17 protein-coding genes are annotated in these 18,230 nt (G+C 72.1%); 5 read left to right on the top strand and 12 right to left on the bottom strand.

Annotation, left to right across the window (positions count from 1 at the left end; genetic code table 11):
• The first annotated feature begins 38 nt into the window (after positions 1-38).
• Both AC1UE4_RS07150 and AC1UE4_RS07155 read left to right on the top strand, forming a co-directional pair.
• Positions 39-2,222 (top strand): MMPL family transporter, encoded by a 2,184-nt coding sequence (locus tag AC1UE4_RS07150; protein ID WP_482916530.1) that lies wholly within the window; start codon positions 39-41, stop codon positions 2,220-2,222.
• Positions 2,223-2,340: 118 nt separating this feature from the next.
• Entirely contained in the window at positions 2,341-2,583 is a 243-nt protein-coding gene (locus AC1UE4_RS07155; RefSeq protein WP_482916531.1) for a hypothetical protein, read from the top strand.
• A gap of 55 nt (positions 2,584-2,638) precedes the next feature.
• Here the strand turns inward: AC1UE4_RS07155 and AC1UE4_RS07160 are convergent, their stop codons facing one another.
• Both AC1UE4_RS07160 and AC1UE4_RS07165 read right to left on the bottom strand, forming a co-directional pair.
• A complete protein-coding gene (locus AC1UE4_RS07160; RefSeq protein WP_482916532.1) occupies positions 2,639-3,004 on the bottom strand; it encodes a response regulator in 366 nt (121 codons plus the stop codon).
• Between the two features lie 66 nt (positions 3,005-3,070).
• Positions 3,071-3,694 (bottom strand): helix-turn-helix transcriptional regulator, encoded by a 624-nt coding sequence (locus AC1UE4_RS07165; protein ID WP_482916533.1) that lies wholly within the window; start codon positions 3,692-3,694, stop codon positions 3,071-3,073.
• Between the two features lie 117 nt (positions 3,695-3,811).
• Between AC1UE4_RS07165 and AC1UE4_RS07170 the strand changes: the two genes are divergently transcribed.
• From AC1UE4_RS07170 to AC1UE4_RS07180, 3 genes are all read left to right on the top strand, one after another.
• Positions 3,812-4,540, top strand: a complete 729-nt coding sequence (locus AC1UE4_RS07170) for a glycerophosphodiester phosphodiesterase (protein WP_482916534.1) — start codon at positions 3,812-3,814, stop codon at positions 4,538-4,540.
• A gap of 95 nt (positions 4,541-4,635) precedes the next feature.
• Positions 4,636-7,386 carry a helix-turn-helix transcriptional regulator gene (locus tag AC1UE4_RS07175; protein ID WP_482916535.1) on the top strand — a complete coding sequence of 917 codons (2,751 nt, stop codon included), beginning with the start codon at positions 4,636-4,638 and terminating at the stop codon, positions 7,384-7,386.
• A 7-nt stretch (positions 7,387-7,393) separates the two neighbouring features.
• Entirely contained in the window at positions 7,394-8,965 is a 1,572-nt protein-coding gene (locus AC1UE4_RS07180; protein WP_482916536.1) for an L-lactate permease, read from the top strand.
• A 1-nt stretch (position 8,966) separates the two neighbouring features.
• On the opposite strand, the gene AC1UE4_RS07185 is transcribed toward AC1UE4_RS07180, so the two are convergent.
• The 10 genes from AC1UE4_RS07185 to AC1UE4_RS07230 form a co-directional block, all read right to left on the bottom strand.
• Complete coding sequence (locus AC1UE4_RS07185) at positions 8,967-9,899, bottom strand: MBL fold metallo-hydrolase (RefSeq protein ID WP_482916537.1); 933 nt, start codon at positions 9,897-9,899, stop codon at positions 8,967-8,969.
• 88 nt (positions 9,900-9,987) lie between these two features.
• On the bottom strand, positions 9,988-10,989 hold the full coding sequence (locus AC1UE4_RS07190; protein ID WP_482916538.1) for an ABC transporter permease: 1,002 nt from the start codon (positions 10,987-10,989) through the stop codon (positions 9,988-9,990).
• 6 nt (positions 10,990-10,995) lie between these two features.
• Positions 10,996-11,331 carry a Rieske (2Fe-2S) protein gene (locus tag AC1UE4_RS07195; RefSeq protein ID WP_482916539.1) on the bottom strand — a complete coding sequence of 112 codons (336 nt, stop codon included), beginning with the start codon at positions 11,329-11,331 and terminating at the stop codon, positions 10,996-10,998.
• Between the two features lie 11 nt (positions 11,332-11,342).
• Positions 11,343-13,073 carry a GMC oxidoreductase gene (locus tag AC1UE4_RS07200; RefSeq protein ID WP_482916540.1) on the bottom strand — a complete coding sequence of 577 codons (1,731 nt, stop codon included), beginning with the start codon at positions 13,071-13,073 and terminating at the stop codon, positions 11,343-11,345.
• 12 nt (positions 13,074-13,085) lie between these two features.
• Positions 13,086-13,844, bottom strand: a complete 759-nt coding sequence (locus AC1UE4_RS07205; RefSeq protein ID WP_482916541.1) for an alpha/beta fold hydrolase — start codon at positions 13,842-13,844, stop codon at positions 13,086-13,088.
• 9 nt (positions 13,845-13,853) lie between these two features.
• Positions 13,854-14,765 (bottom strand): alpha/beta fold hydrolase, encoded by a 912-nt coding sequence (locus AC1UE4_RS07210; protein ID WP_482916542.1) that lies wholly within the window; start codon positions 14,763-14,765, stop codon positions 13,854-13,856.
• On the bottom strand, positions 14,762-15,982 hold the full coding sequence (locus AC1UE4_RS07215) for an epoxide hydrolase family protein (RefSeq protein WP_482916543.1): 1,221 nt from the start codon (positions 15,980-15,982) through the stop codon (positions 14,762-14,764). Before AC1UE4_RS07215 ends, AC1UE4_RS07210 begins: the two co-directional genes overlap by 4 nt.
• 12 nt (positions 15,983-15,994) lie before the next feature.
• On the bottom strand, positions 15,995-16,900 hold the full coding sequence (locus tag AC1UE4_RS07220; protein ID WP_482916544.1) for an alpha/beta fold hydrolase: 906 nt from the start codon (positions 16,898-16,900) through the stop codon (positions 15,995-15,997).
• Between the two features lie 37 nt (positions 16,901-16,937).
• Positions 16,938-17,867 carry an alpha/beta fold hydrolase gene (locus AC1UE4_RS07225; RefSeq protein ID WP_482916545.1) on the bottom strand — a complete coding sequence of 310 codons (930 nt, stop codon included), beginning with the start codon at positions 17,865-17,867 and terminating at the stop codon, positions 16,938-16,940.
• 6 nt (positions 17,868-17,873) lie between these two features.
• A complete protein-coding gene (locus tag AC1UE4_RS07230) occupies positions 17,874-18,218 on the bottom strand; it encodes a hypothetical protein (RefSeq protein ID WP_482916546.1) in 345 nt (114 codons plus the stop codon).
• Between the last annotated feature and the right edge of the window lie 12 nt (positions 18,219-18,230).

An 18,230-nucleotide genomic window follows, 5' to 3' on the forward strand; every position in this document is an offset into this window, starting at 1 on the left:
CGATGCGCGTCGGGGCCGACGCGCGGAGGCTGCGAAGCATGCACATGCCAAGCAACAACCTCGCAGCGCGGGCCGGTCGCTGGAGCGCCCGGAACCGCAAGAAGGCGATCGTCGGATGGCTCGCCTTCGTCGTGCTCGCCTACATGGTGGGCGGAGCGGTCGGCACCAACACGCTGACCCCGGAAGAGGCCGGCGTCGGCGACTCCGGCCGCGCCGACCGGATCGTGGCGGACGCGTACCCCGACCGCGTCCAGGAGCTCGTGCTCGTCCAGAGCGACTCCGCCACTACAGGGGATCCAACGTTCCGCGCGGCCGTACGTGACGTAACGCAACGGCTCGACCACGTCGACGGCGTGCGGAAGATCGACCCGTCGCAGGTGTCGCCGGGCGGTCACGCGCGGCTCATCACGTTCGAGATCCCCGGCGACCCGACCGAGACGCCGGCGGTCCAGGAGAAGGTCGACGCGACCGTCGCCGCGGTCCACGCCGCGGCCAAGGCTCACCCCGGCCTGCGGATCGAGCAGTCGGGCAGCGCGAGCTCGGAGGACGAGTTCATGGAGGTCTTCAACCAGGACCTCCAGAAGGCGGCGACGACGTCGCTGCCGATCACGCTGCTCGTGCTCCTCGTCGCCTTCGGCGCGCTCGTGGCGGCGGGGATCCCCCTGCTGCTCGCGATCACCGCCGTGCTCGGGACGTTCGGGCTCGTCGGACCGCTCAGCCAGCTGACCGCAGTCGAGGACACGGTCAACCACGTGATCCTGCTGATCGGCCTCGCCGTCGGCGTCGACTACGCGCTCTTCTACCTGCGCAGGGTGCGGGAGGAGCGTGCCGCCGGACGCAGCAACGCGGCGGCGATCGAAGCGGCCGCGGCCACGTCCGGGCGAGCCGTGCTCGTCTCCGGTGTGACCGTCATGATCGCCATGGCCGGGATGTACTTCGGCGGCGCGGCGACCTTCCGCTCGTTCGCCACGGGCACCGTCGCGGTCGTCGCCGTGGCGATGCTCGGGTCGCTCACCGTCCTGCCGGCGTTGCTGTCGCTGGCCGGCGACCGGGTCGACAAGGGTCGCGTCCCGGGGCTCGCCCGCCTCAAGCGTCGCGCCGCGTCGTTCGGCCTGTGGTCGCGCGTCGTCGACCGCGTGCTGAAGCGCCCGCTGGTGTCGGCGGTCGCCGCGACGGCGCTTCTGGTGGCGCTCGCCGTTCCGGCTCTGCAGATGGAAACCGGCACGCCGAGCACGGACACGCTCCCGCAGGACCTCGCCGTCGTGCAGAAGTTCAACCACCTGCAGGCGGCGTTCCCGAGCGAGACGGACGCGCTCGAGGTGGTCGTCAAGGCCGCCGACGTCACGGACGCGGCGACGACCGGTGCGATCGCGAAGCTCGAGCGCTCGCTCGCGAGCGACGAGGCGCTGTTCCCGGGCGGGAAGGTCGAGCACGACGTCAGCCGCGACGGGACGGTCGACCTCCTCGGCATCGAGGTGCCCAAGGACGAGGACCGGGCCGGGCGGGCGCTCGATCGGCTGCGCGACGACCTCATCCCGGCGACGCTCGGCGAGGTCGACGGCGTGCAGGCGTACGCGACTGGTGGCAGCGCGACGGACCGCGACTTCCGGGACTCGATGATGGCCCACCTGCCGTTGGTGTTCGGCTTCGTGATCCTCGCCGCGTTCGTGCTGCTGCTCGTCACGTTCCGGTCGATCGTCGTCCCGCTGAAGGCGATCGCGCTCAACCTGCTGTCGATCGGCGCGTCCTACGGCGTGATGGTCCTCGTCTTCCAGAAGGGCTGGTTCAACTCGCTCCTGGGCGTGTCCGACACCGGCCCGATCGAGTCGTGGATCCCGCTGTTCATGTTCGTCGTGCTCTTCGGCCTGTCGATGGACTACCACGTGTTCATCCTCAGCCGGGTCCGCGAGCTGGTGGACCGCGGTGCGCGCACCGAGGACGCGGTCGCGGCGGGGATCAAGAGCACCGCGGGCGTCGTCACGAGCGCAGCACTGGTGATGGTGGGCGTGTTCTCGGTGTTCGGGACGCTGTCGTGGATGCTGTTCAAGCAGATGGGCGTCGGCCTCGCCTTCGCCGTCCTGCTCGACGCCACGCTCATCCGCGGCGTGCTCCTGCCGGCGAGCATGAAGCTGCTCGGCGAGCGCAACTGGTGGCTGCCCAAGCGTCTCGGATGGCTTCCGCGCCTGGCCCCGGAGCCGGAGGTGGTGGCCGCTCGGAGCTAGCACCCAACGGCGTACCACAAGGGGTCATCCGGCGCCCGCCCTTCGGCGGGCGCCGCTCGTTCCGGTTCAGGGACCGTCCCCGATGTCCCCCGAGGCGCGCTCGGCGAGCCTCTGCCCCATGCCCCAGTACCTGCTGCATCACCACCACGAACCCCGCGAGTGCACCGCCGCGTTCGCTGCCTGGAACGGCTTCGCAAGCCCGCTCCGTCATCGCTCCGCCGCCTCGACGTGCCTGGCCGGGGGACATGCGCTGTGGTTCCGCGTCGACGCGGTGGACACCGCCGCCGCGCTCGCCTTGCTTCCCCCCTTCGTCGCTCGTCGAACCACTGCGGTCGAGATCAGGGACATCGAGATCCCATGAGCCACGTCTTGTCGGTCCGGCGCGTCTTCGGCGCCGCCCTCGATATGTGCCGTCGTCAGCCGCCGATCGGGTCCTTGAACAGCGCGTGCAGGTCGGCGCTGTGCAGACGAGCCTTGTCGACGAAGCCGCGGGCTCCGACCAGCCGCGCCAGGCGAGGGGCGTGCGGTGTCGGCTTCGCAGACGTCAGGACGACAGCGATCCGCGGCATGGCGAGCGCGAGGGCGCGACAGACCCTGTAGCCGTCGTCGGCGCCGAGGTTCACGTCGAGCAGCGCGGCGTCCGGCTCGAAGCGAGCCGCAGCGGCAAGGGCGGTCGCCGCACATCCCGCCTCGGCGACGACCTCGAAGCCGCGCGCTTGCAGCAGACCGCGGAGAGCCTGGCGGATGCCGGCGTGGTCGTCGATGAGCAGGACGCGCTGCACGGCGGGACAGGGTGCCCCGAGTCGACCGTTCCTTCGATACCGCGGTTGCGTGATCTCGCCGCGCGGCTAGAGCTCGATGATCCCCTCGGCAAGGGACTTGGCGACCAGGTGCGCGCGCGACCTCGCGCCCACCTTCGTCATGGCGTTGCGCACGTGCGTGCGTACGGTGTCGTGCGAGATGTGCAGCTGGGCGGCGATCTCCGGGCCCGTCAGACCGTGCGCGACGAGCCCGATGACGTCTCGTTCCCGCGCGGTGACAGGCGCCCCGGTGATGCCTGCAGCGACGTCGCGCCGGAAGCGAGCGCCCCAGCGCGAGGTGCTCATCGCCACGACGAGGACGAGCTGCCTTGCCGTGATCGTCTCGACGGCCGCGGCCCACTGCACTCCCACCTCGGTGCCGTCCGCACGGACCAGATCGGCGTCGCCGGTTGCTCGCCCGTCCGCCAGCATCGCTTCCCACGCGGCGACGTCCAACCGAGGGCCGCCCGCGACGAAGCGCCAGAGCGGCTGCCCGATGATCGCGTCACGCGGGCGCCCGAGCAGCGCGAGGTACGCGCCGTTGACCTCCAGGTGCCGCCGGTGCTCGTCTGTGAGCGCCATCGGGTTCCCGGACCGCTTGAACGCCTCTCCGAACAGCTCCGACCAGCCGCCTCCGTCCCACGTCGCAGAACCCCGGTCGGCCGGCTGCACGAGCTGACAGTACGGCCGCCGCGGAACGAATGGAAGCGGCGGTCCATCACAGCAAGATCACGAGCCGGTCACGCGCGGACAACACCGGCGGCGGGTCGCGCTGGTCACATCGTCTGCGTGCATCACCTGGAGACCCCGGTGGACGTGATCGCCCACCGCGGTGCGTCGGCGTACGTCGCCGAGCACACCTTCGCCGCGCATGACCTCGCGCTCACGCAGGGCGCCGACGTGCTGGAGATCGACGTCCGCGCGACGGCCGACGGCGAGCTCGTCGTCGTCCACGATGAGACGCTGCTGCGGACGACCGGACTCGCGCACCGCATCGGCGAGTTGACCCGACGTGACCTCCTCGACCTCGATCCGGCGGCGCGCCCGCTGACGCTCGACGCGTTCCTCGCGCGCTACGGGCGCCGGACGCGCTACCTGGTCGACCTGAAGCAACCGGACTCCACCTGGGAGCGCGACGTCGCCCGGGCGCTGGAGCGCCATCGCGTCAGCGATCTCGCGGTCGTGCAGTCCTTCGATCTCCCGGCACTGCAGCGGCTGAGCCGATCCGAGCCGGGCCTCGCGCTCGCCGCGCTCCACGCGCCTGAGCTCGACCTCGCGCCGGACCTCGACGCCGTCGCTTCCTTCGCTCTCGGCATCAGCGCCTGGTTCAGCACCATCGACGCGGCGTTCGTCGCGGCCGCCCACGCGCGCGGGCTCGTCGTCCGGGCCTGGACGGTGGACGCCCCCGCCGAGCTCGAGCGGCTCGCCGCGATCGGCGTCGACGGCCTCATCACCAACGTGCCCGACGTCGCCCGTGCCGTGGTGCGCCGAGCGGGAGTCGCCTTCACCGCCGCTTGAGGCGCCTCAGGACCTGCCGGCTTCCCCGCGGTTGACGGCCATGGGTACAGAGGCGAGCATGGGTCGCGACGCCCCGAGAAGAGCAACAGCCGAAGTTGCGGGGACGCCGTCAGGAGTGCGCTGTCCTCGACGGGCTGCTCGACGACGTTCGCGGCGGGCGCAGCCGGGTGCTCGTCCTTCGCGGCGAGGCCGGGATCGGGAAGACGGCGCTGCTCGACCATGCCGTCGGCAGCGCGAGTGGCTTCCGGCTCGCCCGGACGGCCGGCGTGGAGTCGGAGATGGAGCTCGCGTACGCGGGCCTGCACCAGCTCTGCGCGCCGTTCGCCGACCGGATCCTCGGTCTGCCGCCGCCGCAGCGCGACGCGCTCAGCACCGCGTTCGGCCTGCGCAACGGCGACCCGCCGAACCGGTTCCTCGTCGGGCTCGCCGTGCTCGGCCTCCTCTCCGAGGCGGCCGACCAGAGCCCGCTCCTCTGGATCGTCGACGACGCTCAGTGGCTCGACGAGGCGTCATCGCAGTCGCTCGCCTTCGTCGCCCGCCGCCTGGGGCCCGAGCCCGTCGCCGTCGTCGTCGCGGCCCGCGACCCGACCGGCCGGCACGCCTTCGAGGGGCTCGACGACCTCGTCGTCCCCGGCCTGCGCGAGCGCGACGCGCGCGCACTGCTCGCGACCGCGCTGACGGGCCCGCTCGACGAAGGAGTCCGCGACCGCATCGTCGCCGAGACCCGCGGCAACCCCCTCGCGCTGCTCGAGCTGCCGCGTGCTCTGACGCCGGCCGAGGTGGCGGGCGGGTTCGGCCTTCCGACCGGGTCGTCGCTGAGCGGCAGGATCGAGGAGAGCTTCCGCCGCAGGCTCGAGCCGCTGCCGGCCGCGACGCGCACCTTGCTGCTCGTCGCCTCCGCCGAGCCCGCGGGCGACCCGGTTCCGGTCTGGCGCGCGGCGGCCGCGCTCGGGGTCGATCCGACGGCTCGCAACGCGGCGGGCGACCTCGTCGAGTTCGGCGCGCACGTCCGCTTCCGGCACCCGCTCGTGCGGTCCGCCGTCTACCGCGCGGCGTCACCAGAGGAGCGTCAGCACGCCCATCACGCCCTCGCCGATGCGACCGACGCCGACAGCGACTCGGACCGCCGCGCCTGGCACCGCGCGCACGCGACGGCCGGCGTCGACGAGGACGTCGCCGCGGAGCTCGAGCGGTCGGCCGGCCGGGCGCGGGCACGGGGCGGGTTGGCCGCGGCCGCTGCCTTCCTCGAGCGGGCGGCCGAGCTGACGCCCGATCCCGCCCGCCGCGCGGAGCGGGCGCTCGCCGCGGCGCAGAGCAAGCAACGCGCCGGTGCACCGGACGCGGCGTTGCGCCTCGTCGCGGTGTCCGAGGCCGGCCCGCTCGACGAGCTCGACCGCGCGCGGGCGGAGCTGCTGCGCGCAGAGGTCACGTTCGCGGTGACGCGCGGTGCCGACGCGCCGCGGATGCTGCTCCGGGCGGCCAAGCGCCTCGAGCCGCTGGATCCGGCGCTCGCCCGCGACACCTACCTGGACGCGTTCGCTGCGGCCTTCTTCGCCGACGAGCTGGCCCGCGGGGCGGGCGTGCGGGAGATCGCCGAGGCCGTGCTCGCCGCCGACTGGGATCAGGCGTTGCGCGGCCCGCCGCTCGGCTGCGACCTGCTGCTCGGGGGCATCGCCCTGCTCACCGTCGAGGGCTACCGAACCGGAGCGCCGGCGCTGAAGCTCGCGCTCCAGGCGTTCCGCGAGGAAGCGCTGTCGGACGAGGACGCGCTGCGCTGGCTGTGGCTGGCCTGCCGCACGGCCCGCGCGCTCGGTGACGACGCCAGCTGGGACGAGCTCAGCGCGCACCAGGTGCGTCTCGCGCGGGACGCCGGCGCATTGTCGTTCCTGCCGGCCGCGCTCGCCGAGCGGTTCAGCGTCGAGCTGTTCCTGGGTGATCTCGTGGCGGCGGCCGCGCTGGTCGCCGAAACCGAGGCGGTCACCGAGGCGACCGGCAGCCACCTGGCCCCTCAGGGTGCGCTCGCCCTCGCTGCGTGGCGAGGCGACGAGGCGCAGACGCTGGCGCTGATCGAAGCACAGCGGCAGGAGGTGGTGCACCGCGGCGAGGGCCTCTGGCTCGTGGCGACCGAGTGGGCGAGCGCCCTGCTGTTCAACGGCCTCGGACGCTATGAGGAGGCGCTTGCCGCCGCGGAGCAGGCGGTCGCGCATCCCCACGAGCTCGGCGTGTCGACATGGGTGCCGACCGAGCTGATCGAGGCCGCCGTGCGCAGCGGCCACCCCGAGCGTGCAGCGGGACCTCTCGAGCGCCTCACGGAGATCAGCGACGCGGCCGGCACCGAGTGGGTGCGCGGCGTCGAGGCCCGCTCGCGCGCGCTGGTGACCGAGGGCGATGCCGCCGAGGCGCTCTACCGCGAGGCGATCACCCATCTGCGCCGCACGCGGGTGCGGCCGGCGCTCGCTCGCGCCCATCTGCTCTACGGCGAGTGGCTGCGCCGCGTCCGCCGGCGCACCGACGCACGCGAGCAGCTCCGCCTTGCGCACACGATGTACTCGGACATGGGCATGCATGCGTTCGCCGAGCGGGCGCGGCGCGAGCGGGTGGCCACCGGCGAGAACGTGCGCAAGCGCACCCCGGAGACGCGCGACATGCTCACCGCGCAGGAAGCGCAGATCGCCCGACTCGCCGCCGAGGGCGGAACGAACGCCGAGATCGCCGCCCAGCTCTACATCAGCCCGCGCACGGTCGAATGGCACCTCCGCAAGGTGTTCACCAAGCTCGGCATCGGATCTCGCATCGAGCTGCGCGCGGCGCACTTCGAGGCGGGCTCGCCGGTGCCCGCCGCGTGACGACCGGATGTACCAGCAGGTCACCGACCCCGTCGGCGGCTCCCTTGGGCTGAGCACGCTCGTCGCCGTCCTTCCGCTCGTGGCCCTCTTCGTGTTGCTGGCGGGGCTGCGACTGCCGGCGCACCGCGCGGTGCTGATCGCGCTCGCGGTCGCGCTGGCGATCGCCGTCGTCCCCTACGGCATGCCGCTGGGGCAGGCGCTCGACAGCGCGGCGGAGGGCGTGGCGTTCGGGCTGTTCCCGATCGCCTGGATCGTCGTCAACGCCGTCTGGATCTACCGGATGACCGTCATGACAGGCCACTTCCACGCGCTGCGCCGAGCGGTCGGCACCGCCTCGACCGACCGGCGCGTCCAGGGCCTGATCGTGGCGTTCTCGTTCGGTGCGCTCCTCGAGGCGCTCGCCGGCTTCGGTGCACCGGTGGCGATCACCGGCGGGATGCTGATCGCGCTCGGCTTCGAGCCGCTCAAAGCGGCCGCCGCCGCGCTCATCGGCAACACCGCGCCGGCGGCGTTCGGTGCCATCGCAACGCCGATCGTCACGCTGTCCGGCGTCACTGGACTGCCCGAGGACGACCTCGGCGCGATGGTCGGGCGCCAGCTGCCGTTCCTGGCCGTCGTCGTGCCGTTCGTCGTCGTCGCGATCGTCGACGGCCGGCGCGGGCTGCGCGAGGCCTGGCCGATCGCCGCGGTCGCCGGCGTGACGTTCGCGCTCGCGCAGTTCGTCACGTCCAACTACGTCTCGGTCGAGCTGACCGACGTCGTCGCAGCGCTCGCGTCGCTCGGCGCCACGCTCACGTGGCTGTGGCTGCGGCGGAGTCCCGATGTGCGACGCCCGCGCTTCGATCGCGAGATGTCGGCGGCGCTCACGCCCTACGTGATCCTGATCGTGGTGCTCGGACTCGCGCAGCTCGGCCCGGTCGACCGCGCCCTCGACGCGCCGACGGCGTCGTTCCAATGGCCGGGTCTGCACGTGGAGAACGCGGCCGGCGAGCCACTCGGCGTGCTCGCGTTCCGGTTCGACTGGCTGGCGTCGCCGGGAACGCTCGTCCTGCTGTCGGGGCTGCTGGCGATGCTCGTGCTGCACATCGACCCGCGAGTGGCGCTGCGCGCCTACGCGGACACGCTGCGCCGGCTGGGACCCGCGATCGTGACGATCGCGTCGGTGCTCGCGCTCGCCTACGTGATGAACCTCTCCGGCGAGACGATCACGATCGGGCTGTGGGCAGCGGGCGCCGGAGGCGTGTTCGCGCTGATCTCCCCCCTGATCGGATGGATGGGCACGGCGGCGACGGGCTCGATCACCTCCTCGAACTCGCTGTTCGGCGACCTCCAGGTGGCCGCCGCGTACGACGCGGGGCTGCCGCCGACGCTGCTCGCAGCCGCGAACAGCTCGGGCGGTGCGCTCGCCAAGATGCTCTCCGCCCAGCACCTCGCGATCGCCGCAGTGGCGGTCGGCATGACCGGCCGCGAGGGCGACCTGATGCGTTCGGTGCTCAAGTGGAGCGTCGCCCTCGTCGCGTTCATGTGCGTGGTCGTCTACCTCCAGTCGACCACCGCACTGGACTGGATGGTGCCCTGAGTCAGAGCCACGCGGTGAGGACGATCTGACGGGGGTTCTCCTCCGGATGCTCGCGCATCCCGTAGATCGCCCTCGCCCCCACCCACAGGATCATCTGCCCGAGGTGGTCCGGGTACCGCTCGAGCATGGCGTTGAAGAAGGCGACGGCCGTCTGCTCGCTGCGCAGCCGCGCCTCGGCGTCGTCGAGGTACTGCCGCGTCAGTGCGATCGTCCGCCGCGCGTCGTCGTCGAGCGCCTTGTTCTGGTGCCCGCACACGATGTGGCGCGGCTCGAGTGCCTCGACCCGCGTGATCGCCTCCCGCCACGGACCGAAGCGATCCGGACCGCTGCTCTGTCCGATGTACATGTGCACGCCGTTGTAGATGACGTCGCCTGCGACGACGAGCTCGAGATCCGGCACGTGCAGCACGCTGGTGTCGTCGCTGTCGCTGTGGCCGACGTCGACGATGACGAGGTCGTGCCCCTCGAGCGAGAAGCGGTTCCCCGGCACGGTCACCGCGGTCACCGGCGTCGGCGGGATCCCCTCGTAGAGCACGTCCCAGAGCAGCGGCCGCATCGCCACGTTGGCGTGCATCTGGGCGATCGTGCCCGCCGACGCGACCACGCGCGCGCCGAACCGCTCGGCCAGCGGGCCGGCGGCGAACCAGTGGTCGCCGTGACCGTGGGTGATGAAGATGTCGGTGACGTTCCGGTCCTTGGCCGCGACCCAGTCGCCGAGCGCCTGCGCCTGCGCCGAGGTCATCGGCGGGTCGGTGAGCACTGCGTCGGTGCGCCCGTAGATGAGCGTGCTCGCCTGCGGCGAGAACCGCTTCGGCTCGCCGTTCGGCAGCACGCCGTTGTCCTGCGGCGGCGGCTCGTTCACGAAGACGTCGTAGTGGAGAGGCTCGGCCGCGACCCGCGGGCCGGCCTCCGGGCGTGCTCCAGCGGTGCTCATGCGCCATGACGATGCCTCCGGCCCCCGGGGGTCGCGCCCGGGTCACCACTGGTCTCGCACTGGTCGCCCGCGCGCGGCGACGGTGCGCTCATACGGCGGCTCCCGCCGCGGCCTCGGTCTCCGCCTCGACCATGGTCACGACACGGCCGCCCAGCGCGATCACGAGCGCGGCGCCGAGTGCCGCCCACCCGGCGAGCACGAGGATCGGGCCTGCCACCCGGGACCCGTCGAAGAACAGCGCCGAGCGCGCGAGGTCAACGCCCGCGCCGGGCGGCAGCACGCCGCCGATCGTCCTCCACAAGCCCGGCAGCAGCGGGCGGGCGAACGGCCCGCCGGAGGCCGCGTTGCCGAGGATCACGAAGACGAGGATGACGAGCGCCGTCCCGGCCGGCCCGGCCGCGGCCTGGATGCCCGCCGTCGCGGCGCCGCTGGCGAAGATGGTCAGCGCCGCGACAGCCGACAGCGCGACGACGTGACCGGAGAAGACGTCGAAGCACACGCGCAGGAGCACGACGCTGAGGATCCCGGCGACGATCCCGAAGCCCGCAAGCGCCCCGATCCGGGCGGCCGCCCGCCGCCTGCTGCGGCTGCGTGGCGTTCCGACCAGCCCGATGAGCGTCGCGCCGAAGTAGCCGCCGAAGACCCACGCGATGATGGCGTAGAAGGCAGCCGTGCCGTTCGGGTCGCTGGGCGCGAGCGGCTTGACGTCGGTGACCCGCACCGCCGGACGGCGCTGTGCCGCGGCGACGCGGTTGAACGTCCGTTCCAGCGCGACGGCGGTCGCCCGGTTGGCGGCCGACGCGACGTAGAGGCGGTTGGCGGACACCTCGAAGGCGCCGTACGTCTCGCGATCGTCGATCTGCTCCAGCGCCGCCGCGCGCGAGGACACCTGCCGGGCGTCGAGCGGATCGCCCGGCAGACGGTCGAGCTGCGCGACGGCCTGCGCCGGTCCCACGACGGCGATCGGCACGCGGTGCGGCGTCGGCTCATGGAACGCGCCGACGTAGGAGAACGCAAACGCGAGCAGCAGCACCAGCGCGGGCAGCAGGACGAGCGCGACGGCCTTCGGCGTCGGTGCGGTGCCGGGCACGCGACGTCACGCCCGGATCTGGATGCGGCCGTCCGCCTCCCGCACGTCGTAGACCTCCAGCGCCTCGGTGGCCGGCCCGGAGAGCACGGCGCCGGTCGTGACGTCGAACCGTGAGCCGTGGCACTGGCACATGATCGTCGTCCCGGTCAGGAGGCCGCCCGAGAGCGGGCACGCTCGTTCGTCGCATGTGCAGAGGTCGTCGAAGGCATGCAGCGAGCCGCCAACGCGCGCGACGGAGATCCGGCGCTTGATGTCCTGCAGGTAGTACGGAACGACGAGGCCGTCCGGGACCGCGTCGGCCGGCCCGACCGTGCGGAACGAGGTGATGGCGAGGTCCGTCATCGTGGTCCTCCTCAGTAGGGGTACGCGGGGATGACGTCGTCCTTGGTGGCGTCGAGCCGTAGCTCTCCCGCCGCGCCCGCCGGCACGAAGGGCCGGTGCGGCATGACCGGGGCGATGCGGTCGTAGCCGGACCCCAGCGGGGGTCGGGTGTCAACGTCGCCCTTGTTGGGCCAGAACGCCATGGCGCGCTCGGCCAGGGCCGTGATCGACAGCGACGGGTTCACACCGGGGTTGGCCGGCATGACGCTGCCGTCCATCACGTGCAGCCCGGGCTGACCGAACATCCGCAGGAACGGGTCGACGGCGCCGGTCTCCCTGTCCTCGCCGATCGGGATCCCGCCGACGAAGTGCGCGGACGCGTTGCGGTTGATGACCTCGGTGGCGAGGGCGGCCTCGTGACCGCCGAGCTTCTCGGCGAGGCGGTCGACGAACGCCTCGATCGCCGGAACGTGCACCGAGGGCGGCGTCCCGGAGGGACGGCTGCGCAGCAGACCGTCGTGCCAGTACAGCTCGATCGAGGTGTCGGTCGTCTGCGAGCACAGCGCGACGAACGAGCGCTCGGACCAGTGGCGCGGGTCGGCGGGCCCGAGCTCCTCCATCGGGTGTCGGAGGATCTCCTTGGCCCAGGTCTCGAAGGAGTGCTGCTGCTCGCCGTGCTGGTGGTAGGTCCCCAGCAACGCGAAGACGTTGCTGCCCAGCCCCCAGTAGGTCGGCTCGATGCTCGTGACCTCGTCCGGCCAGACGCCGGAGGTGATCGTGACCGACCCGGGCGTGATGCGGATCCTGTCAGGGTCGCTTGCCCACTCCTCGTGGGTGCGGGTGACGTACAGGAGCTGCTCGGAGTTGGTGCGCGCCCTCTGGCCGAGTTGGTCGGACAGCTCGCGCAGCCGCCCCTTGTGCTGCATGTGATGCAACAACTTGGCCGAGCCGTAGGCGTGCGCGGTGACGATCACCTGCTCGGCGGTGTAGGTGTGACGGCGGCGGTGCGCCGCACGCTGGACCCATCCGGGATGGCGGGCGTGGATCTCGAAGCCGCCCCCCTCGAGCGGCGCGAGATCGTAGACCTCCTGGAGGTCGTGGACCTGCGCGCCGAGCTTCTCCGCCAGGTACAGGTAGTTGGTCGTCAGCTTGTTCTTGGCGTTGTAGCCGCATCCGTTGTTGCAGTTGCCGCACGAGATGCACCCGGTCCGCCGCGGCCCGACGCCGCCGAAGTACGGGTCCTCGGCCTCCTCGCCGGGCGTGCCGAAGTAGACGCCGACCGGTGCTTTGTTGAAGGTTCCGGCGCGACCGATGTCGACGGCGACCTGCTGGACGGCCCGGTCGACGTCGGTCGGCATGTAGGGGTAGCGCGTCACGCCGAGCATCCGGCGGGCCTGGTCGTAGAACGGCGCGAGCTCGTCGGCCCAGTCGCTGATCCCGGCCCACTCGGGCGCCTCGAAGAACTGCTTGGGCGGGACGTACATGGTGTTGGCGTACACGTGCGAGCCGCCGCCCACGCCCGCACCGCAGAGGATCAGCACGTCGTCGAGGTACTCGATCCGCTGGATCCCGTAGAGCTCGGCCGCCGGCATCCACAGGAAGTGCGGCAGGTCCCATTGCGTCTTCGGGACGTCCTCGTCGGCCCAGCGTCGGCCGGACTCCATGACGCCGACGCGGTAGCCCTTCTCCGCCGCGCGCAGCGCGGCGACGCTCCCCCCGAAGCCGGACCCGACGATCACGACGTCGTAGTCGAAGCTGGCCATGAGCGGCTCCCTTCAGGCCACCGAAGCGCCGACCCGCTCCCCGACCGCGACCGCCGCAGTCCGGATCACTTCGGCGACGAGCTCGGGCCGCGAGACCATGATCACGTGCGAGCCGTCGGCCTCGGTGATCGTCGCGCCGGCACGCTCCGCCATGGAACGGACCACGTCGGAACCCGCCGCCTTGTCGGGCGTCGCAAGCACGGTCCACGACGGCAGCGACCGCCAGGCGGGCGGGCCGGACGGCTCGGAGAACGCCAGCTCCGCGACAGGCCGCTGGGTCGCGGCCAGCACGGCGGCCTGCTGCTCGGACAGGTCGGCGGCGAACACATCGTGAAGCTGCGCGGGATCGATCGCGAACTCCGTGGCGGTCCCCGTGCCGTTCGACGCCGGATACTCGAGCGGGACCAGCGCCGAGCCGAGGACGCTGTCCTTCGAGCCGGCCGTCACGTCGGCCAGGCGCTCCCCCTCGTCGGGGGCGAACGCGGCGACGAAGACGAGGCCGACGACGTTGTCGAGCCCGGTCGCGGCGTTGGAGATGACGGCCCCGCCGTAGGAGTGGCCGACGGCGAGCACCGGTCCCGGCACCTGCCGGATGAAGCCGGCGACGTACGCCGAGTCGTGCGCGATCCCGCGCAGCGGGTTCGGCGCCGCCGTCACGCGCATGCGGTTCGCCTGAAGGCACTCGATGACGCCGCTCCAGCTCGAGGAGTCGGCGAAGGCGCCGTGGACGAGGACGACGGTGAGCGGGGCGTTGGAGGTGGTGTCCGACATGAGAGCTCCTTAGGGGGTGTCGACGTCGAGGACGGCCTGCGCGAAGGCCTCCGGCGCCTCCTGAGGCAGGTTGTGTCCGATGCCGCCGGTGAGGGTCTGATGCGAGTAGGGGCCGGCGAACTTGTTCGCGTACGCGCTCGGATCCGGGTGCGGCGCGCCGTTCGCGTCGCCTTCGAGGGTGATCGCCGGCACGGTGATCACGGGCGCCTCCGCGAGGCGCCGCTCGAGGTCGGCGTACTGGGGCTCGCCCTCGCCGAGGCCCAGACGCCAGCGGTAGTTGTGGATCACGACCGCGACGTGATCCGGGTTGTCGAGCGCGACGGCGCTGCGCTCGAAGGTGGCGTCGTCGAAGTCCCACTCCGGTGAGGCGGTGCGCCAGATCAGCCTCGCGAACTCGCGCCGGTGGCGTTCGTAGCCGGCCCGGCCGCGCTCGGTGGCGAAGTAGTACTGGTACCACCACTGCCGCTCGGCCTCGGGCGGCAAGGGAACCGCGCCCGCCGCCTGGCTGCCGATCAGGTACCCGCTCACCGAGACGAGCCCGGCGCAGCGCTCCGGCCACAGCGCCGCGACGATGCCGGCCGTCCGCGCTCCCCAGTCGGCGCCGGCGACGATCGCCTTCTCGATCCCGAGCGCGTCCATCAACGCGACGGTGTCCACCGCGACGACCGACTGCTGGCCGTTGCGGAACGTCGCATCGGAGAGGAAGCGCGTCGTGCCATGGCCGCGCAGGTACGGGACGATCACCCGGTAGCCCGCCGCGGCCAGGAGCGGCGCGACGTCGTCGTAGGTGTGGATGTCGTAGGGCCAGCCGTGCAGCAGGACGGCTGTAGGACCGCCGGCCGGCCCGACGTCGGCGTACCCGACGTCGAGCAGGCCGGCCGCGATCTGCCTGACCGGCGTGGCCAGTGACGCCGAGCTCATGTGCGCAGCGACCGGAAGGCGGCACGGAGCTCCTCGGTGAAGAGCTGCGGCTGCTCCCACGCGGCGAAGTGGCCGCCTCGGTCGACCTCGTTGAAGTGGATGAGGTTGTCCGGGTACGCGCGCTCGGCCCAGCTGCGCGGGGCCTGGTAGAGCTCGTCCGGGAAGACGCTGATCGCGAACGGGATCGAGATGTCCTTGGCGTCGAAGAAGTCCGCCTTGTTCTCCCAGTACAGACGCGCTGCGGAGACGCCGGTGTTGGTCAGCCAGTAGAGCGTGATGTTGTCGAGCAGGTCATCCTTCGTGAGGGCGCTGTCGAGGCGACCCTCGAGGACCTGCTTGACCAGCCCGGGCTGTCCCGTCCCGTCGCCGTGATCCAGCGCGAACGCCGCGAGGTCCACGGGTGAGTCGGCGAATCCGTACAGCGTCTGCGGACGCGTCGACATGATCAGCGCGTACGCAACGTGCTGTGCGTAGAACGACCTCAGCTGCTCGTACGCGCGCAGCTCGTCGCCCGAGAGACCGGACGGCGCGGGCTCTCCCGTCTCGAAGCCCTTGACGAGCTCCGCCGGCGCGGTGCCCGGCATGTTGGAGTGGATCCCGAGCAGCCCCGCCGGCGCCTGGATGCCCATCTGCTGCGTTACCGCCGCGCCCCAGTCGCCGCCCTGCGCGACGAACTCGGTGTAGCCGAGGCGGCCCATCAGCTCCGCCCAGGCACGGGCGATGCGCGCCGGATCCCAGCCGGTGGTCGTCGGCTTCGCGGAGAACCCGTGGCCGGGGAGCGACGGGATCACGACGTGGAACGCGTCGGCCTCGCTGCCGCCGTGCGCGGTCGGATCGGTGAGCGGCCCGATGATCTTCAGCTGCTCGACGATCGAGCCGGGCCAGCCGTGCGTGACGATCAGGGGAAGCGCATCTTCATGCCGCGAGCGGACGTGGATGAAGTGGATGTCCAGCCCGTCGATCTCGGTCACGAAGTTCGGCAGCTCGTTCAGACGCGCCTCGCAGCTGCGCCAGTCGTAGTCCGTCGCCCAGTAGCGCGCGAGCTCCTGCATCGTCGCGAGCGGCATGCCCTGGGAGTCGTCGTCGACGGTCTCGCGCTCGGGCCACCTCGTGGCGGCGATGCGCCGGCGCAAGTCGGTGAGCGCCGACTCGTCGAAGCCGATCTCGAACGCGCGGACCGCGGTCGCGCTCTGTGCGGTGGCCTCCGTTGCAGACATGTCGTGCTCCTCTCAGGCGGTCGACGCCGCGTGCGCGGGTGCGAAGAAGTCGATGAGCAGCTGATTGACGCGGTCGGCCTCGTCGTGGTGGACCCAGTGCGACGCGTCGGGCAGGCGCTCGACCCGGTCGAGTCCGGGCACGTCCTCGGCATGGGGCTCGGCCAGCTTGCGCCCGAGGTAGCGGTCGCGCTCCCCCCAGATCACCAGGGTGGGCGCGGCGATCGGGCGAAGCTGCGCTTGTGCCTGCTTGGAGTCCCGGACCGCGGCGCGGTAGTAGTTGATGATCGCCGCCGCTGCTTGCGGCTGCGACCACGACTCGACGTAGCGCTCGGTCTCCTCCGGCGTGTACGGCGGGCGCGCGTCGCGCTGATAGCGCCGGAAGAACCGCCAGTTGCGGGCGCGCACGATCCGCTCGGGCAGCTTGGGGAGCTGGAAGAAGAAGAAGTACCAGAGCTTCCGCAGCTGGTTCGGGTGGCGCAGTCCTTCGTTGAGCTTCCGCGGATGAGCGGCGTTGAGGATGACCAGCCGGTCGACGACTCCGGGGTGATTCATCGCCAGCGTCCAAGCGACCGTTCCGCCCCAGTCATGCCCGACCACGAGGGCCGATCGGGCGCCGCGCTCTTCGATCAGGCGGCGGACGTCGGCGGCGAGCTTGTCGGCGCTGTAGGCGGCGACGCCGTCCGGCCGCGACGACGTGTTGTAGCCGCGCAGGTCCGGCGCGACGACGCGGAAGCCGGCCGCCGCGAGCCGCTCGATCTGCAGCCGCCAGCTGAACCAGAACTCCGGGAAGCCGTGCAGCAGGACGACCAGCGGCCCGGTGCCGGCCTCGACGTAGTGCAGCGTCACGTCGCCGACCCGGGCGCTGCCGTCGCGAAGTCCGGTCGCGCCGTCTGCCCTCTCACGCGTGAACGAGCTCATGGCGATCTCCTTCTCAAGTCGGGGCGTCATGACGAGCTCAGCGTTCCCCTTGCGCGTCCCCGCCGCGCCCGGGACGCGCCTGGTCCCACCACTGGTCGGCCCGTGGTTCGACCGTGAGGAACGCGTCGACGTCGCGTACGAACTCGGCGTGGTGCTGGAACAGGAACCCGTGCGCCGAGTCCGGGTAGAGCTTCAGTCCCGCCTGCGGGATCAGGCCGGCCAGCAGGTGGGAGAAGTGCGGCAGGATCATCGGGTCGCCGTCGCCGTTGGCCACGAGGACGGGGATGCCGATCGCGCTGACCCGCTGGAGCTCGCCGTGGTCCGGGATGCCCCACTCGCACACCGCGTCGTACTGCGCCTGGCGGGTCTGCCAGCTCGTCTGCTCGTCCCGGTCGTCGCTGCGGGCGAACTGCCGTCCGAGGGACTCCTGCCCGGCTTGCCGGCTCGCCGCCGAACGCGTGAAGAACACACCGAGGTACCCGTCCGGGCTGCGCTGCAGCCCGCCCACTGCCCCGATCACCTCGGGCGCCCAGCCGTGCATCCCGGCGGCCCCACGCGGAGCCGACGACGCGAGGATCAGCCGACGGACGGCTGCCGGCCTCACCAGCGCGATCTCCTGGGCGACGAAGCCCCCGAGCGAGAAGCCGAGGAGGTCGACGGGGCCGAGCTCGAGGGCGTCGAGGAACGCGAGCGCGTCGCGCGCCATCTGCGCGACCGTGCTCGGGGTCGTGCCCGTCGATCCGCCGACGCCGGTGTTGTCGAACGCCACGACTCGCCGGTTGCGCGCCAAGCCGTCGACCAGCGTGGGATCCCAGTTGTCGAGGTTCCCGCGGAAGTGGTTGAGCAGCACGAGCGTCGGTGAGCCCGCGCCGACCTCGCGGTAGGCGTACTCGATCCCGTTGGCGGCGCTGACGACGGCGTTGGGGGCCGTCGAGTACGCGCGGGTGGAAGGTGTCGTCGCGGTCATCGCGGCTCATGCCTCCCCCGCCAGGAAGTGCTCGGCGTACGGGGCCCGTCCGAGCTGTTCGCGGAGCAGGCGCGAGAAGAAGGTCAGCGAGCTGAGCGGCCGGTAGTGGGCCGCGATGCGCTGCGCCTCCCCGTCGGCGTTGAAGGTGATCAGGTGCAGGCAGCCGAGCGGCTTGCCGCCGACCTCGGCGGTGTAGTCCTCGATGAACCCGTTCTCGCCCCACGGTCCGACGAAGGTGAAGTCCTGGCGGTCGTAGAGCCGGCGCACCGCGACGATGACTGCGCGGACGGCATCGGCGCCCTGCACTGCGCCGTCGAGCATCGATCCCTCGAGGGTGATGTCCTCGGCCATCGTGTTGACCCA

Source organism: Parviterribacter kavangonensis (assembly GCF_056863335.1).

Bases quoted from the DNA above. Each gene is read 5' to 3' on its own strand.
- AC1UE4_RS07150 (WP_482916530.1), top strand. From the start codon at position 39: ATGCACATGCCAAGCAACAACCTCGCAGCGCGGGCCGGTCGCTGGAGC.
- AC1UE4_RS07155 (WP_482916531.1), top strand. From the start codon at position 2,341: ATGCCCCAGTACCTGCTGCATCACCACCACGAACCCCGCGAGTGCACC.
- AC1UE4_RS07180 (WP_482916536.1), top strand. From the start codon at position 7,394: ATGTACCAGCAGGTCACCGACCCCGTCGGCGGCTCCCTTGGGCTGAGC.
- AC1UE4_RS07185 (WP_482916537.1), bottom strand. From the start codon at position 9,899: ATGAGCACCGCTGGAGCACGCCCGGAGGCCGGCCCGCGGGTCGCGGCC.
- AC1UE4_RS07195 (WP_482916539.1), bottom strand. From the start codon at position 11,331: ATGACGGACCTCGCCATCACCTCGTTCCGCACGGTCGGGCCGGCCGAC.
- AC1UE4_RS07200 (WP_482916540.1), bottom strand. From the start codon at position 13,073: ATGGCCAGCTTCGACTACGACGTCGTGATCGTCGGGTCCGGCTTCGGG.
- AC1UE4_RS07205 (WP_482916541.1), bottom strand. From the start codon at position 13,844: ATGTCGGACACCACCTCCAACGCCCCGCTCACCGTCGTCCTCGTCCAC.
- AC1UE4_RS07210 (WP_482916542.1), bottom strand. From the start codon at position 14,765: ATGAGCTCGGCGTCACTGGCCACGCCGGTCAGGCAGATCGCGGCCGGC.
- AC1UE4_RS07215 (WP_482916543.1), bottom strand. From the start codon at position 15,982: ATGTCTGCAACGGAGGCCACCGCACAGAGCGCGACCGCGGTCCGCGCG.
- AC1UE4_RS07220 (WP_482916544.1), bottom strand. From the start codon at position 16,900: ATGAGCTCGTTCACGCGTGAGAGGGCAGACGGCGCGACCGGACTTCGC.
- AC1UE4_RS07225 (WP_482916545.1), bottom strand. From the start codon at position 17,867: ATGACCGCGACGACACCTTCCACCCGCGCGTACTCGACGGCCCCCAAC.
- AC1UE4_RS07230 (WP_482916546.1), bottom strand. From the start codon at position 18,218: ATGGCCGAGGACATCACCCTCGAGGGATCGATGCTCGACGGCGCAGTG.